This is a genomic window from Streptomyces sp. NPDC097129 (assembly GCF_055668065.1).
In genome coordinates this window covers 80,216-96,650 of sequence record NZ_JBVOQE010000005.1, presented here as the reverse complement: position 1 = coordinate 96,650, position 16,435 = coordinate 80,216, and the positions used below count along the sequence as shown (strand labels likewise).

Genomic DNA, 16,435 nt, shown 5'->3' with positions numbered 1-16,435 from the left:
GCCGATCTCTTCACCGGCGTCCCCACTGTTGCGTACTGCGAAATGCGCTTCGCCATAAGAGACAGCCACACTGTCTGCCCTGCGGACGAGCACTGTCAAGAGATGCGGGGCTCCTGGAACGCATACGGCCGGCCACCCCGGCAGGAGGGTGGCCGGCCGTGGACCGGGCGGGGTCAGGAGCGCTCGAAATCGTGCCGCCGGTCGGACGTCGCGGCACGCCGGGCACGGCCGGGCAGCGCGCTGGTCTCGGCCAGGGTGCGGCCGCGCGTCTCCTCGGCCCACGCCAGGGACACCAGCCAGCCCACGGCGGTGATGCCGGCACCGATCAGCATGGTCGTGCCGATGCCCAGCCGGTCCAGGGAGAGCGGCAGCAGATAGGTGCCGGCCGCGGCGCCGATACGGCTGATCGAGGTGGCCACGCCTCCCGCGGTGGCCCGGATCGCCGTCGGGAACAGCTCGTTGGGATACGTCCACTCCAGCACCGTCGGGCCGCCCGAGAAGAGGGCGTAGGCGCAGAAGCAGACGACGACCACGCCGATGGGCAGGGCCGAGCCGCCGCCGAGCACCGCGAGCGGGACCACCATCAGCGCGAACGACCACACGATGACGGGGCGGCGCCCGACCCGGTCCACCAGACGCAGCGCCGGGACGCAGCCCAGTACGAAGACGACGCTGATCAGTGCCGAGCCCAGATTGCCGCTGTTGCCGTGCCCGAGCCCGAAGGAGGCCAGGATGGCGGGCCCGAAGGTGTACAGGGCGAACATGGGCGTGATCTGGCACATGTAGAACAGACCGCAGAACAGCGTCCGCCGCAGACGGACACCCTGGAACAGATCCCGGAAGCGGCCGTGCGGCGCCGACTGTTCGGCGGCCGCGGCCTCGACCAGTTGCGCGACCGGCACGGTGCGGCCGAGGGCCTTGTGGATCGCGCGCTGCGCGTCGGCGGTGCGGCCCTTGTTCACCAGCCACAGCGGCGATTCCGGTGTCCCGATCCGCAGCAGCAGGATGACGGCGCTCAGTACGGCCCCCGAGGCGAGCATCCAGCGCCAGGCGCCCGCACCGCCGATCTCGGCGATCGCGTAGCCGACCACATAGGCGGCCGCGGCACCGAGGTACCAGGCGAGGATGAGGACGCCGAGGAGCCGGCCCCGGTGCCGGTTCGGCACCCACTCGGCGAGCAGGGAGGTCGCGATCGGGTAGTCGGCGCCGATGGCCATGCCGAGGACGAAACGCACCACCACGAACTGCCAGGTCTCGGTGGCGAACACCGACAGCACCGATCCGCCGACGAGCACCGCCAGGTCGAGGGTGTACATCGCCTCGCGGCCGAGCTTGTCGGTGACGGCACCGAAGAACAGGCCGCCGATGAAGATGCCGACCAGGGCGGCGGCACCGATGAGGCTCTCGTCCCCCGTGGTCAGGCCGAGTTCGCCGCTCATGCCGACGAGGGCGACGCCGATGATGCTGAGCAGATAGCCGTCGAGGAAGGGACCGCCCGCGCAGGCCCAGGTGAGTTTGCGATGGAACCTGCTCAGCGGCGCCTCGTCGATGGCACGGATCGACATCGAACCTCCTGTGTGCGGGAAACCGGGAAACGGGGACAGAGTTGCGCTGCACAAAACACGTCTCTCGTCACGCAACCGAACCCGGACAGCGTTTCGGCGTCAAGACACCGAGCGCAAGCTCCTGCAACTTCCGCGGCGGGCCGCGATTGTTGCGCATTACGCATCGCAGGACACTCAGCGGAACATACCCCTTGACCGCCCCCGGTCACCACGGGACGATGTTGCGTATCACTCTCATCGTTGCGTATTGCGCACCAACGGAGGATGCCATGTCCCCTCGCCCGCAGCCCGGCCGCGAGTTCGTCCTCACCCTGTCGTGCCCCGACCGGGCCGGTCTCGTCCATGCCGTCACCAGCTTCCTGGTACGACACTCCGGCAACATCCTGGAGAGCCAGCAGTTCGACGACCGCCTGCAGGACCGCTTCTTCATGCGGGTGCACTTCGACATCTCGCATCCGGCCGTCTCCCTGGAACAGCTGCGCACCGGCTTCGGCCCGGTCGCCGAGGCATACCGGATCACCTGGCAGCTGCACGACGCCGCGACCCCGACGCGGACGCTGATCATGGTGTCGAGGTTCGGCCACTGCCTGAACGACCTGCTCTTCCGCCAGTCCACGGGCGCGCTCAACATCGAGATCCCGGCGATCGTCTCCAACCACCGCGACTTCGAGCCGCTGGCCCGCAACTACGGCATCCCCTTCCACCACATCCCGGTCACCAAGGACACCAAGGCGGAGGCGGAGGCCGCACTGCTGCGGCTGGTCGACGAACTCGGCATCGACCTGGTGGTGCTCGCCCGCTACATGCAGATCCTCTCCGACGACCTGTGCAAGCAGCTCGACGGGCGGGCCATCAACATCCACCACTCCTTCCTGCCCAGCTTCAAGGGCGCCCGGCCCTACGTCCAGGCGCACCACCGGGGCGTCAAGCTCGTGGGTGCGACGGCGCACTACGTCACCCCGGACCTCGACGAGGGCCCGATCATCGAGCAGGACGTGGTCCGCGTCGACCACTCCCAGGCCCCGGACGACCTGGTCACCATGGGCCGCGACGTCGAGGCCCGCGTCCTCGCGCGCGCGGTGCAGTGGCACAGCGAAAGCCGCGTCCTGGTGAACGGCCGCACCACCGTCGTCTTCCGCTGAAGCCGGCTGTGACGGACGGTCCCCACAGGGCCGGGGACCGTCGTATTCTCCCTGTGCGAACCGGCTTCACCGCGCCCCGCCCTGCGTATAGTTGCGCCATGAGCAACTACACCGCAGACGGCGAAACAGCGGCTCCCGCGGTGAACGGGGTGCAGTCCGTCGACCGTGCCGTCAGCGTCCTGGAGATCCTCGCCCGGCGCGGGGAGGCCGGCGTCAGCGAGGTGGCCGCCGAGATAGACGTCCACAAGTCGACCGCGTTCCGCCTGCTCGGCGCCCTGGAGGGGCGCGGCCTCGTCGAGCAGTCGGGCGAGCGCGGCAAGTACCGGCTCGGCTTCGGCATCGTCCGCCTGGCCGGCGCGGTCACCGGCCGCCTCGACATCACCCAGCAGGGCCGGGAGGTGTGCGAACGGCTCAGCGAGGAGATCGGCGAGACCGTCAACATAGCCGTCCTGCAGGAGCACTACGCCGTCAACCTGTACCAGGTACGCGGACCGGGAGCCGTCGGCACCCACAACTGGGTCGGGCAACTCACCCCGGTGCACGCGACGTCCAGCGGCAAGATCCTGCTCGCCCACCTTCCGGCGGCGCGGCGCGACGAGGTGCTCGAGGCGTCCGGGCTGCCGGAGCACACCCCGCGTACGCTGACCGCCCGGGCGGACCTGGAGAAGGATCTCGCCGAGGCGCGCGAGCGCGGATACGCGGTCACGCTGGAGGAGCTGGAGATCGGCCTGCACGCCATGGCGGCCCCGATCCGCGCCCACCACGGCGAGGTCATCGCCGCGCTCAGCGCCTCCGGCCCCGCCTACCGCTTCACCGAGGACCGGATGCGCGAACTGGCACCCCTGCTGGCCCAGGGCGCGCAGGAGATCAGCCACCGGATGGGATACGTCGGCTGAGTCCCGCCCATCCTCGCGGCGCGGGTGGCCGTGGCACGGCGCCGGAGATCGCCCCGTGCGGTGACCGCCTCGGGTCGGGAGACCCACGGGCGTCTCAGGCCGTGGCGGTGACCGCTGTGAGCAGCCGGCGGATCGCCTCGTCGACCGTGGCGCGGGGGCAGCCCAGGTTCACCCGCATGTAGCCGTGGCCCTCGATGCCGAACTTCTGCCCCTTGTCCAGCCACAGCCGGGCCCGGGTGAGCATGAACCGGTCCAGGGACGCGGCGTCCATCCCCAGACCCCGGCAGTCCATCCACGCCAGGTACAGCGAGTCGGCCGGCAGGACCCTGACCTTCGAGGTGGCGCCGTTCACCGCCTGCGCGAAGTGGGCGTGGTTGGCGCGCAGATAGGTCAGCAGCTCCTCCAGCCATGGTTCACCGTGCGCGTAGGCCGCCTCGGCGGCGACCATGCCGAGCACGTTGACCAGCGGGAACAGGTTGCGTTCGTACTGGCGGGCCAGTTCCTCGCGCAGTCTCGCGTCGGGCACGAAGACGTTGGCGCACTGCAGGCCCGGGAGGTTGAACGTCTTGCTGGGGGCGGTGCAGGTGATGCTGTTGCGTGCGAACCGGGGGCCGAGCGAGGCGAACGGGACGTGCTTCTTGTCCGGGTTGATGACGAGGTCCTGGTGGACCTCGTCGGAGACGACGAGGACGCCGTGCCGGGCACAGATCTCGCCCATGGCCGTCAGTTCGTCCTCGGTCCAGACGTTGCCGGTGGGGTTGTGCGGGTGGCTCAGGACGAACAGTTTGGTGTCGGGCCGCATCGCGGCCTCGAAGGTCCGGGCGTCGAACCGGTAGCCGTCGTCGGTCCGCTCCAGCGGGGCGTACGCCAGATGCCGGCCGTTGAGGCGTACGTCGTCGTGGAAGTGCGCGTACACCGGCGGCTGGATCAGAATCGAGTCGCCCGGCGCGGAGAACGCCTGCACGGCCGTCTTGAGCGTGGTGATGATGCCCGCGGTCTGCAGGACCCACTCGCGCGGCACCTCCCAGCCGAACCGTCGGGCCTGCCAGCCGGTCACGGCGTCGAGGTAGCTGTCGCTCGCGCCGCCGGGATACCCGAACACGCCGTGGTCCACGGCGTCGTGGAGCGCGTCGAGCACGGCCTGGGGAGCTTTGAAGTCCATGTCGGCGACCCACATCGGAAGCGGGTCCGCCGCGGCCTCGCCGGCGTCGAGGAACTGGCCGGCGCGGGCCCACTTCATGGAGTTGGAGTTCCTGCGGTCCACGACCGTGTCGAAGACCGACCCCGCCGGGCCTTCGGAGAGGTCCGGCCGGTTCGGGTCGGAGGGGCTCGGGCTCGGTTCCGTTGCCATGAGTGGATGCTAGTGCGGCACCCGGCCCACCCACCGGCAACGGGCGGGCACGCCGTCGGCACACCTCACGGGGTGCGGAAGCCTCGGAAGGTCACCCGCCTGCGGGTGGTGAAGCCGAGCCGCTCGTCCAGGGCGATCGCGCCGGTGTCGGCCTCGGCGACGTGCAGGAAGGACGCTCGTCGCGCGCGACGACACGGGCTGCCGGCGCGCCCACCGGACGGGCGGCGTGGCCCCGCCCCCGCGCCTCCGGATCAGTGCAGACCGCGCTGATCTCCGTCCACCCCGAAGGGCGCAGCCGCTCCCCCGCCATCGCCACCAGCCTGCCGTTCTCGCGGATGCCGGGGTAGGTGCCCCGGTTCGAAGACCGGCTCCCGGTCCGGCGGCGGGGCCGCCTCGCCGCTGACCATTCGGCGAGCTGCCCCCGGCCGGGCAGCCGGGCGAGGTCGGCCCACTCCGCCTCGTGCGGGTCGGCGGACAGCGCGGAGAAGGTCGCGACGTCCGGCAGGCAGCTGACCGCCGCGCCGACCCTGCGGGCCTGAGGCGCGTGGTGACCGCGGAGCGACGCGCCCACCGGATCGTCGAGTACGAGGGCGTCGCGGCCCACCTTCGTGCTGGTCCCTCTCCTGCCGTCGTGCTGTCGGCCGGCCGGCGTCTCTCAGGTGATCGTGCGGGTCACGTCCGACGCCCTGCCTGCTCCGGCAGTGGAAAGGGGCCGTTGGTGGGCCACCCCTGCGGTGCGGGCTCCGGCCGGCCCTCGGCGCCCCATCGGGCCGTCACGCGTACCGCGTCGAGCGTGGACGCCACGTCGTGCACGCGCAGGCACCAGACGCCCTGCGCGGCGGCGAGGACGGACACCGCGGCGGTCGCCGCGTCCCGCAACGGCGCCGGGCGCGGACGCCCCGTCGCCGGATCGGCCAGCACCTGGCCCAGGAAGGACTTGCGGGACGCGCCCACGAGGACGGGCAGGCCCAGCGCCCGGATCTCGTCGAGACGGCCCAGCAGCTCCCAGTTGTGCCCGGCGCTCTTGGCGAAGCCCAGCCCGGGGTCGACGACCAGCCGGTCGGCCCGGACCCCGGCGTCCAGCGCGGCGCCGACCCGCAGGCGCAGTTCGTCGGCGACCTCGGTCACGGCGTCGCCGTACCGGGCGCCCGCCTGCATGCCGGCGGAGTGCCCGCGCCAGTGCATGACGACGTACGGCACATCGGCCCGGGCCATCAGCGCCGGCATCGCCGGATCGGCGAGGCCGCCCGAGACGTCGTTGACGAGGCGCGCACCCGCGTCGAGGGCGCGGGCGGCGACCTCGGCCCGCATGGTGTCGACGCTGACGGTCGCCCCGGCAGCGGCCAGCTCCCGCACGACCGGCAGGACCCGCCGCAGCTCCTCCTCCACCGGCGGGCGGCCCGCGCCGGGCCGGGTGGACTCCCCGCCGACGTCGACGATGTCCGCGCCCTGCTCCAGCAGGGCGAGCCCGTGTGCGACGGCCGCATGCGGGGCGTAGGAGAGTCCGCCGTCGGAGAACGAGTCCGGGGTGACGTTGACGATGCCCATCACCAGCGTCCGCCCGGGCCGCGGCAGCCCGGACGGGTACAGCTGCGGCGTGCCCGGGCTGGACGCGGTGACGGCGGGGGCCGTGGCGGTCACGGGCACCCGGCCGGGGCCGCCACGGTCACCTCGGCGTTCACCGGTACTCCACGGCGGCGTCGAGCAGCCAGTCCGTCAGATAGCCGGCGAAGGAGGACCGCACCAGGACCCAGAATCCGGCCCTGGGCTCGTCACGGGCCACCAGGACGACCTGGGTGCGGGCCAGGGTCGTCTGGGCGCAGCGCCCGGGGCCGAAGGCACGCGGGTGCAGGTCCAGCGAGCAGCCGTGGGCCAGCAGGTCGCGGGCGCGCGGTCCGCCGACCAGGAGCGTGGTGCGCTGGGCGGAGACGTCGGTGACGGAGACGTGCTCCTCGCCGGCCGCCGCCCGGATCCGGCTCTCCAGCTCCCGCTGGGTGCCGGGCCGGCCCACCACGAGCCATTCGTCGGGGCCGAGCCACACCACGGTGACCTCCCCGGCGTGCACCACGGTGTTGGGTTCCAGGGGCAGTTGGAGGCCCAGGGCGAGCCCGACGGCGTCCGCGGCCGGGCCCTTGGCGTCGAGGCGGACGTTCACCTGGGCCAGCAGGGGCAGTTCGGCCAGGCGGATCGCGCCCCGGGAGGCGCGGGTCGCGGCGGCCAGGCGGGCGTCGGCGTGCGCCAGGGGGCTGCGCTGCCGTGCGGTCAGGGCGGTGTCAGCCATCGCGGCGGGCTCCCTCGGGGTCGTAGAGGACGGGACTGGCGACGGTCACCGGGACCAGGCGGTCGCCGACGGGGGCGTAGAGGCGCTCACCGATGCGCTCCCGGCCGCCCTTGATCAGGGCGAGCGCGAAGGTCCGGCCGAGCGCGGCGCTGCGGTAGCTGGAGGTGACGTGGCCGAGCATCGGCACCGGCGGGGCGGGCAGTTCGCTGCCGGCGACCAGGTGGGTGCCCTCGGGGAGGAAGTCGGCCGGGTTCTCGGGCAGCAGGCCGACGAGGTGCTTGCGGTCGGGGCGGGCGGCGTCGGCGCGGGCGTGGGAACGCTTGCCGATGAAGTCGGGCTTCTTCTTCGACACCGCCCAGCTCATGCCGAGGTCCTGCGGGGTGACCGTGCCGTCGGTGTCCTGGCCGATGATCGGGTAGCCCTTCTCGGCGCGCAGGACGTGCATGGTCTCGGTGCCGTACGGGGTGATGCCGTAGGGGGCGCCGGCCTCGTGCAGGGCCTCCCACAGGGCGAGGGCGTCCCACGGCGAGACGTTGATCTCGTAGGCGAGTTCACCGGAGAAGGAGATCCGGCAGACCCGTGCCTCGATGCCCGCCACGGTCGTCTCCCGCCACGCCATGAACGGGAAGTCGTCGTTGGAGACGGCCAGTCGGGGCGCGAGCGAGCCGAGGACCTCGCGGGACGTCGGGCCGACGAGCGCGACGGTGGCCCACTGCTCGGTGACGGAGGTGCAGTGCACCTTCAGATCGGGCCACTCGGTCTGCAGCCACTCCTCCATCCAGTCCAGTACGGCGGCCGCGTTGCCGGTCGTGGTGGTGACCAGGAAGCGGTCCCTCTCCAGCCGGATGACCGTGCCGTCGTCGAAGACCATGCCGTCCGGGCGGCACATCACGCCGTAGCGGATCATGCCGGTCTTCAGGGTGCTCATCATGTTGGTGTAGAGCCGGTCGAGGAGGACCGCGGCGTCCGGGCCCTGGACGTCGATCTTGCCGAGGGTGGAGGCGTCCATGAAGGCGACACCCTCGCGGGCCGCGCGGCACTCGCGCTCCACCGCGGCCTCCATGTCCTCGCCGGGCCGCGGGTAGTACCAGGGCCGCTTCCACTGGCCGACGTTCTCGAACCGGGCGCCGTGCTCGACATGCCAGGCGTGCAGCGCGGTGGTGCGGACCGGGTCGCTCAGCGCGCCGCGGTCGCGGCCGGCGAGGGCGGCGAACGACACCGGGGTGTACGGCGGCCGGAAGGTGGGCAGGCCGAGCGCCGAGACGTCCACGCCGAGGAGTTCGGCGACGACCCCGCTCGCCAGCACGCCGGCCGTGCGGCCCTGGTCGCCGCCGGTGCCGGCGGTGGTGTAGCGCTTGGTGTGCTCCACCGAGCGCAGCCCCGCCCCGGTGGCCCGTGCCAGGTCGTCCACGGTGACGTCGCGCTGGAGGTCGACGAACCGGGGCGCGCCGGTGGGGGTGGGGATGGTGAAGACCTGCCGGGGCGGGGTGTACGGCTGCGCCGCCACGGCCGGCAGGCCGGGCGTGGTGGCGGTGTAGCCCTCCGCCTCGATGGCGCGGGCGCCGGCCGCCGCGCCCTCGGCGAGGGCCGTGGCGAGGTCGAAGGCCCCGTTGGCGCTGCCCGCGGCCTCGACCGCCTGGCGGCCGCTGTCGGGCACGAACGTGCCGAGCTCGTCGTCGTGACGGAGCTTGCCGCCGGACTGGCTGAACAGGTGCGCGACCGGGTTCCAGCCGCCGGAGACCAGCAGCAGGTCGACGGCGAACTCCCGCTGCCCGGCGCTCTGCCCGTCCGGGGCGACGGTCACGGCGGTGAGCCGGGCGGCGCCCTCCGTGCCGGTCACCGCGTGACCGGCGAGCACCTCGATCCCGGCGTTCCGGGCACGCTGCGCCCACGCTCCCGGCTCGGGCCGGGCGTCGACGATCGCCGCGATGTGCACGCCGGCCGCGGCCAGGTCGAGCGCGGCGGCGTAGGCGCTGTCGTTGGTGGTGAACACGACGGCGTGCCGGCCGGGGACGACACCGTAGCGGTGCAGATACGTCCGGGCGGAGGCCGCCAGCATCACGCCGGGGCGGTCGTTGTCGCCGAACGCCAGCGACCGCTCGTGGGCGCCGGTCGCCAGGACCACGCGGCGGGCGCGGATGCGCCAGACCCGCTCGCGGGAGACGTCCTGGGGGGCGTCGGCGCCCAGGTGGTTGGTGCGGCGCTCGACGGCGAGGAGGTGGTTGTCGTCGTAGTACCCGAAGACGGTGGTGCGGCGCAGCACGCGCACCTCGGGCGCGAGGTCGAGCCGGGCCCGGGTCTCGGCGACCCAGTCGAGGTGCTCGCCGGTGCCGAGCAGGCTGCCGCCGAGCTCGGGCTGGTCGTCGGCGAGGATGACCCGGGCGCCGCTGTCGGCTGCCGCCGCGGCGGCCGCGAGGCCGGCCGGGCCGGCGCCGACGACGAGCAGGTCGCAGTGGGCGTGCAGGGCGTCGTAGCGGGCGGGGTCGGGGTCCGCGGCGAGTCGGCCCCGGCCCGGCAGGCTGCTCGCGACGAGGCCGTCGTACAGCTCGACGGCGGGGGCGGGCAGCATCGGCTCGGGGAAGGGGGCCTCGATCTGGACGACCGCGTTGGGTTCCTCGACGCCGGCGGAGAAGATGCCGCGGGGGCGGCCGAGTCGGATGCTGGTGCCGGCCTGGAGGACGCCGTTGGCGAGGAGGGCGGAGGCGAGGGTGTCGCCTCGGTAGCCCCGGTACCGCGTGCCGTCGAAGGTGAAGGTGAGGGGTTCTTCGCGCCTGATGCGGCCGCCGGCGGGGGTGCGGAACGGCTGAGTCTCGCCCCCGCCGCCCCCGCTCGTCTCATCCCTCAGGGGCTGCGCCCCCTGGACCCCCGCCGGCCCTGAACGGGCGGCGTGCTCTCCCAGAGGGGGGACCCCCGGACGGGCTGGTGGTGCCGGAGCCGGCTGAGAAGTGGCCGCGCTCGGCTGCGACGTGACCGGGCGCGACTCCAGCCTCTGCGGGCGCGGCTCGTCCGGCTTGTAGATCGCGAGGATCTCGTTCGTCGCCGTGTTCCGCACCGCGTTGAACCACTTGCGGCAGCCCGCCGCGTGGCTCCAGCGTTCGGCGAAGGGTCCCTTGGGGTTGGCGCGGAAGAACAGGTACCGCGCCCACTCCTCGTCGGTGAGGGCGGCGGGGTCCTGCGGGTAGGGCACGTGGGCCTGGCCGCCGTAGTGGAACTCGGCCTCGTCGCGGGGCCCGCACCACGGGCAGGAGATCAGCAGCATGGGTCGGCTCCTAGTGGGCCACCGCGGCCGCGCCGTGCTCGTCGACGAGCGCGCCGGTGGTGAAACGGTCGAGCGAGAACGGGGCGTTCAGGGCGTGGGGCGTGTCGTGGGCGATGGTGTGGGCGTAGACCCAGCCGACGCCCGGGGTGGCCTTGAAACCGCCGGTGCCCCAGCCGCAGTTGAGGTAGAGGTTGCCGACCGGGGAGAGGCCGACGATGGGCGAGGCGTCGGGGCTGACGTCGACGATGCCGCCCCAGGTGCGCAGCACGTGGGCGCGGGCGAACACCGGGAAGAGTTCCAGGGCGGCCGCCATCTGCTCCTCGATGATGTGGAACGCCCCGCGCTGGGTGTAGGAGTTGTACGCGTCGATGCCGGCGCCCATCACCAGCTCGCCCTTGTGGGCCTGGCTGACGTACACATGGACGGCGTTGGACATGACGACCGTCGGGTGCACCGGTTCCAGCAGTTCGGAGACGAGAGCCTGCAACGGGTGGCTCTGGAGCGGGAGTTCGACGCCGGCCATGGCGGCGAGGACCGAGGTGTGGCCGGCCGAGCACAGGGCGACCTTGCCGGCCGCGATGGGGCCGCGGGTGGTTTGTACGCCGACGACCCGGCCGCCGGCCACGTCGAGGCCGGTGACTTCGCAGTTCTGGATGATGTCGATGCCGGCGGCGTCCGCGGAGCGGGCGAAGCCCCAGGCGACGTAGTCGTGCTTGGCGATGCCGGCGCGCGGCTGGTAGGTGCCGCCGAGGACCGGGTAGCGCACGTCGGGTGAGGTGTTGACGATCGGGCAGACCTCTTTGACCTGGTCCGCGTCGAGCCATTCGGCGTCGACGCCGTTGAGGCGGTTGGCCTCGACCCGGCGGACGCTGTCGCGGACGTCCTGGAGGCTGTGGGCGAGGTTCAGCACGCCGCGCTGGGAGAAGAGGATCGGGTAGTCCAGCTCCTCCTCCAGCCCCTCCCACAGTTTCAGGGCGTGCTCGTAGATGCCGGCGCTCTCGTCCCACAGATAGTTGGAGCGGATGATCGTGGTGTTGCGGGCCATGTTGCCGCCCGCGAGCCAGCCCTTCTCCAGCACGGCGACGTTGGTGATGCCGTGGTTCTTCGCCAGGTAGTGGGCGGTGGCCAGGCCGTGTCCGCCGCCGCCCACGACGATCACGTCGTAGGAGGGCTTGGGGTCGGGGTTGCGCCACAGGAAGTCGGGGTGGTCGGGCAGGTCGGCGCCGGGGGTGCGGGGGCTCATCGGGCGTCTCCGTCGTGCGAGAGGTGCGGGTAGAGCGGGTGCTTGGCCGCGAGGGCCTCCGTGCGGGCGCGCAGGGCGGTGATGTCCGGTTCGGGCTGGAGGGCGAGCGCGATGACGTCGGCGACCTCGGCGAAGTCGGTCTCGCTGAAACCGCGGGTGGCCAGGGCCGGGGTGCCGATGCGCAGCCCGGAGGTGACCATGGGCGGGCGCGGGTCGAAGGGGACGGCGTTGCGGTTGACGGTGATGCCGATGCGGTGCAGGAGGTCTTCGGCCTGTTTGCCGTCCAGCGGCGAGTCGCGCAGGTCGACGAGGACGAGGTGGACGTCCGTGCCGCCGGTGAGGACCTTCACTCCGGCCGCGGCGGCGTCGGGCCGGCCGAGCCGTTCGGCGAGGAGGTGTGCGCCGGCCAGGGTGCGCGCCTGGCGTTCGGCGAACTCGGGTGTGGCCGCGACCTTGAAGGCGACCGCCTTGGCGGCGATGACGTGTTCCAGTGGTCCGCCCTGCATGCCGGGGAACACCGCGGAGTTGATCTTCTTGGCGAGGTCGGCGTCGTCGGTGAGGATGACGCCGCCGCGCGGGCCGCCGAGTGTCTTGTGCGTGGTGGTGGTGACCACGTGCGCGTGCGGGACGGGGCTCGGGTGCAGTCCGGCGGCGACCAGGCCGGCGAAGTGGGCCATGTCGACCATGAGGAGGGCGCCGACCTCGTCGGCGATGCGGCGGAAGGCGGCGAAGTCCAGCTGCCGGGGGTACGCCGACCAGCCCGCGATGATCATCTTGGGGCGGTGTTCCTTGGCGAGCCGCTCCACCTCGTCCATGTCGACGAGGTGGTCCCCCTCGGAGACGTGGTAGGGCACGACGTTGAGCATCTTGCCGCTGTAGTTGAGGCGCATGCCGTGCGTGAGGTGGCCGCCGTGCGCGAGGTCGAGGCCGAGGACGGTGTCGCCGGGCTGGAGCAGGGCGAAGAAGACGGCGGTGTTGGCCTGGGCGCCGGAGTGCGGCTGGACGTTGGCGTAGGCGGCGCCGAAGAGGGACTTGACGCGTTCGACGGCGAGCCGCTCGGTGACGTCGACGTGTTCGCAGCCGCCGTAGTAGCGGCGGCCGGGGTAGCCCTCGGCGTACTTGTTGGTCGCGACCGAGCCCTGGGCCTCCATCACCGCGCTGGGCGCGAAGTTCTCGGAGGCGATCATCTCCAGGGTGGACTGCTGGCGGTGCAGCTCGGCGCGGAGGGCTTCGTGGACCTCGGGGTCCAGCTCCGCCAGGGGCGTGTTCAGCGCGTTCATACGGTGTTCGCGTTCCTCTCGGCGGCCTCGACGACGTTGGCGAGCAGCATCGCCCGGGTCATGGGTCCCACTCCCCCGGGCATCGGGGCGAGCCATCCGGCGACCTCGGCGGCGTCCGGGTGGATGTCACCGACGAGACCCTGCTCGGTGCGGGTGATGCCGACGTCCAGGACGGCGGCGCCGGGGCGCAGCATGTCCTTGGTGATCAGTGCGGGTGAGCCGGCCGCGGCGACGACGATGTCCGCCTCGCGGGTGTGCCGGGCCAGGTCCTTGGTTCCCGTGTGGCACAGGGTGACGGTGGCGTTCTCGGAGCGGCGGGTCAGCAGCAGTCCGATGGGCCGGCCGACGGTGATGCCGCGGCCGATGACGCACACCCGCGCTCCGGCGAGCGGGACGTCGTACCGGCGCAGCAGTTCGACGATGCCGCGCGGGGTGCACGGCAGCGGGGCGTCGGTACCGAGGACGAGCCGGCCGAGGTTGACGGGGTGCAGTCCGTCGGCGTCCTTGGCCGGGTCCATGCGTTCCAGTACGGCGTTCGCGTCGAGGTGGCGCGGGAGCGGCAGCTGGACGATGTAGCCGGTGCAGGCGGGGTCGGCGTTGAGTTCGTCGATGACGTCCTCGACCTGCTGCTGGGTGGCGTCGGCGGGCAGTTCGCGGCGCAGGGAGGCGATGCCGGCCTGGGCGCAATCGCGGTGCTTGCCGGCGACGTAGGCGTGGCTGCCGGGGTCGTCGCCGACGAGGACGGTGCCCAGTCCGGGCGGACGCCCTTGGATGGTTGTCACCTTGGCCACTCTGTCGGCAAGTTCGCGGCGGACGGCGGCCGCGGTCGCCTTGCCGTCGAGAAGTTGTGCGGTCACCGGCGGTGCTCCTTCCGGCTGGACGGATGTCGTAGATCTGCGGGTGCGTCGTGGCTGGTCGCGCCCACGCGGCGGAAGCCGCATGTCAGACACAGCCCCGGGCCCCTTCGGGGCGCGGCCCTCACCCCCGCAGGCGGGACATGGCCGGGTCGAACAGCGGCTCCTCGGCGACGACCGCCTCGATCCGCCGGCCGAAGTAGCCGATGTGCACGGTGGTGCCGGGGGTGGTGAGCTCGGCCGGGAGCCAGGCGTAGGCGATGCCCTTGCCGATGGTGTAGCCGTAGGCGGCGCTGGTGACGTAACCGACGGCGCGCTCACCGGCGTACACCGGCTCCTTGCCGAGGACCACGGCCTGCGGGTCGTCGACGGTGAGGCAGGTGAGCCTGCGCCGCACGTCGGCCTTGCGCGGTTCCAGCGCGGCCTTGCCGATGAAGTCGCCCTTGTCGGGCTTGACGGCGAAGCCGACGCCGGCCTCGTAGGGGTCGTGTTCGTAGGTCATGTCGGTGCCGAAGGAGCGGTAGCCCTTCTCCAGGCGCAGGCTGTTGAAGGCGCCCCGGCCGGCGATGACGCCGCCGAGCGGCTCGGCCGCGGCCCACAGGGTGTCCCACAGCTTCAGGCCCTGGTCGGCGGTGGTGTACAGCTCCCAGCCGAGTTCGCCGACGTACGACAGTCGCATGGCCGTCACCGGGACGGAGCCGATGTAGGCGTGCTTGGCGCGGAAGTACTTCAGGCCCTCGTTCGAGAAGTCCTCCTCTGTGAGGGGCTGCAGGACTGTGCGGGCGAGCGGTCCCCACAGGCCGACGCAGCAGGTGCCGGCGGTGATGTCGCGGACCTGGACGGTGCCGTCGGCGGGCAGGTGCCGGGTGAACCAGTCGAGGTCGAGGTTGCCGTTGGCGCCGACCTGGAAGCGGTCGCGGGCGAGGCGGGCGACGGTGACGTCGCTGCGGATGCCGCCGTCGTGGTCGAGGAGCAGGGTGTACGTCACCGAGCCCACCGACTTGTCGATCTTGCCGGTGCACAGCCGCTCCAGGAAGGCCGCGGCACCCGGGCCGGTGACCTCCAGGCGCTTGAGGGCCGTCATGTCGTACAGGGCGACGGTCTCGCGGGTGGCCTGGGCCTCGGCGCCGACGATCGGGGACCAGTAGCGCGCCGCCCAGTCGTTGGGGGTGGGGATCTCGCGGCCCTCGACGAGGCGGGCGTTGGCCTCGTACCACTGGGGGCGCTCCCAGCCGTTCGCCTCGAGGAAGAAGGCTCCGTGCTCCTGCTGGCGGGCGTAGAAGGGGCTGGTGCGGATCGGGCGGGGCTCGCCGGAGGGCTGCAGGGGGTGGAGGATGTCGTAGACCTCCTCGAAGTTCCGGCAGTCTCGGGCCAGGACGTACTCCGGGGAGAGCTGGTGGGGTTCAAAGCGGTTGACGTCGCACTCGTGCAGGTCGAAGGAGGAGCAGTAGCCGTCGACCAGCCATTCGGCGACGGCCCGGCCGACGCCCGCGGAGTGGGTGACCCACACGGCCTCCGCGACCCAGAAGCCCTTGACGTCCGGGGACTCGCCGAGCAGGGGGTAGCCGTCGGTGGTGAAGGAGAACAGGCCGTTGATGCCCTCCTCGACCTTCGCCTCCTGTGTCGCCGGGAGCAGGGACTGCGTCTCGGTCCAGGCCGGCTCGAAGTCCTCCTCGGTGAACTTCAGCACCGAGGGCATCTCCTCGGCCTCGTCCACGGAGAGGATGTCGTCAGCGGAGACCGGCATGGGGCGGTGGCCGTAGTAGCCGATGCCGAGGCCGTCGTAGCGGTCGCGGTAGTAGAGGTCGGCGTCCTGGTGGCGCAGGATCGGGCGGACGGCCTCCTCGGTCTGGCCGGCGAGGGCGGGGACCGGGCCGGTCCAGGCGAGCTGGTGGGCGAGCGGGGTCAGCGGCAGGTTCATGCCGACCATGCGGGCGATCCTCGGGCCCCAGATGCCTGCGCAGCACACGACGATGTCGGCGTCGATCTCGCCGTGGTCGGTGACGACGCCGGTGACGCGGCCCTCGCTCTGCTTGATGTCGAGGACTTCGTGGCGGGCGAGGAAGCGCACACCGCGCTCGCCGGCCCGGCGGATCTGCGCCTCGACGGCGAGGACGGCCTTGGCGAGGCCGTCGGTGGGGATCAGCAGGCCGCCGAGGATCCTGTCCCGGTCGAGGAGCGGGTGCTGCTGCACGCACTCGTCGGGGGTGAGCAGGCGCCCCTCGATGCCCCAGGAGGTGATCCAGCCGTGCCGGCGGCGCAGCTCGGCGAGGCGCTCGGGGCTGGTCGCCACTTCGAGGCCGCCGACCTGGAGGAAGCAGGGCTTGCCGTCGACGTCGAGGGAGCTGAGCTTGTCGACGGTGTAGCGGGCCAGCTCCGTCATGGTCTTCGAGGCGTTCGTCTGGAAGACCAGGCCGGGGGCGTGCGAGGAGGAGCCCCCGGTGGCCGGGAGGGGGCCCTGGTCGACCACGGTCACTTCGGTCCAGCCGCGTGCGGAGATCTCATCCGCGAGGGCCGCTCCCACGACGCCCGCTCCGATGATGACCACTCGGGGTCCCGCCATC

Annotated in this window: 11 protein-coding genes and 1 pseudogene; 2 read left to right on the top strand and 10 right to left on the bottom strand. The window is 72.4% G+C overall.

The features are described from left to right. Nucleotides 1-173 precede the first annotated feature (173 nt). Nucleotides 174-1,565, bottom strand: coding sequence for an MFS transporter (locus tag AC0B9F_RS16555; RefSeq protein WP_472003162.1), 1,392 nt, complete (start codon nucleotides 1,563-1,565; stop codon nucleotides 174-176). Nucleotides 1,566-1,834: 269 nt separating this feature from the next. Between AC0B9F_RS16555 and purU the strand changes: the two genes are divergently transcribed. Both purU and AC0B9F_RS16545 read left to right on the top strand, forming a co-directional pair. Then, nucleotides 1,835-2,707, top strand: coding sequence for a formyltetrahydrofolate deformylase (purU, locus tag AC0B9F_RS16550; RefSeq protein WP_472003160.1), 873 nt, complete (start codon nucleotides 1,835-1,837; stop codon nucleotides 2,705-2,707). A 98-nt stretch (nucleotides 2,708-2,805) separates the two neighbouring features. Then, entirely contained in the window at nucleotides 2,806-3,603 is a 798-nt protein-coding gene (locus AC0B9F_RS16545) for an IclR family transcriptional regulator (protein WP_472003158.1), read from the top strand. Between the two features lie 94 nt (nucleotides 3,604-3,697). On the opposite strand, the gene AC0B9F_RS16540 is transcribed toward AC0B9F_RS16545, so the two are convergent. From AC0B9F_RS16540 to AC0B9F_RS16500, 9 genes and pseudogenes are all read right to left on the bottom strand, one after another. Next, on the bottom strand, nucleotides 3,698-4,954 hold the full coding sequence (locus AC0B9F_RS16540; RefSeq protein WP_472003156.1) for a MalY/PatB family protein: 1,257 nt from the start codon (nucleotides 4,952-4,954) through the stop codon (nucleotides 3,698-3,700). A gap of 65 nt (nucleotides 4,955-5,019) precedes the next feature. Further along, nucleotides 5,020-5,558: pseudogene (locus AC0B9F_RS16535) on the bottom strand (GNAT family N-acetyltransferase). Between the two features lie 68 nt (nucleotides 5,559-5,626). Beyond that, complete coding sequence (gene folP / locus AC0B9F_RS16530; RefSeq protein WP_472003154.1) at nucleotides 5,627-6,595, bottom strand: dihydropteroate synthase; 969 nt, start codon at nucleotides 6,593-6,595, stop codon at nucleotides 5,627-5,629. A 37-nt stretch (nucleotides 6,596-6,632) separates the two neighbouring features. Further along, nucleotides 6,633-7,235, bottom strand: a complete 603-nt coding sequence (locus AC0B9F_RS16525) for a sarcosine oxidase subunit gamma (protein ID WP_472003152.1) — start codon at nucleotides 7,233-7,235, stop codon at nucleotides 6,633-6,635. Continuing rightward, a complete protein-coding gene (locus tag AC0B9F_RS16520; protein ID WP_472003150.1) occupies nucleotides 7,228-10,494 on the bottom strand; it encodes a sarcosine oxidase subunit delta family protein in 3,267 nt (1,088 codons plus the stop codon). The genes AC0B9F_RS16525 and AC0B9F_RS16520 overlap by 8 nt, the downstream gene beginning before the upstream one ends. Before the next feature lie 10 nt (nucleotides 10,495-10,504). Beyond that, nucleotides 10,505-11,737, bottom strand: coding sequence for a sarcosine oxidase subunit beta family protein (locus tag AC0B9F_RS16515; RefSeq protein ID WP_472003148.1), 1,233 nt, complete (start codon nucleotides 11,735-11,737; stop codon nucleotides 10,505-10,507). Then, nucleotides 11,734-13,017 carry a serine hydroxymethyltransferase gene (gene glyA / locus AC0B9F_RS16510; RefSeq protein WP_472003146.1) on the bottom strand — a complete coding sequence of 428 codons (1,284 nt, stop codon included), beginning with the start codon at nucleotides 13,015-13,017 and terminating at the stop codon, nucleotides 11,734-11,736. The genes AC0B9F_RS16515 and glyA overlap by 4 nt, the downstream gene beginning before the upstream one ends. Then, nucleotides 13,014-13,874 carry a bifunctional methylenetetrahydrofolate dehydrogenase/methenyltetrahydrofolate cyclohydrolase gene (locus AC0B9F_RS16505; RefSeq protein WP_472003144.1) on the bottom strand — a complete coding sequence of 287 codons (861 nt, stop codon included), beginning with the start codon at nucleotides 13,872-13,874 and terminating at the stop codon, nucleotides 13,014-13,016. The genes glyA and AC0B9F_RS16505 overlap by 4 nt, the downstream gene beginning before the upstream one ends. Before the next feature lie 121 nt (nucleotides 13,875-13,995). Beyond that, complete coding sequence (locus AC0B9F_RS16500) at nucleotides 13,996-16,434, bottom strand: GcvT family protein (protein ID WP_472003141.1); 2,439 nt, start codon at nucleotides 16,432-16,434, stop codon at nucleotides 13,996-13,998. Nucleotide 16,435: the final 1 nt, after the last annotated feature.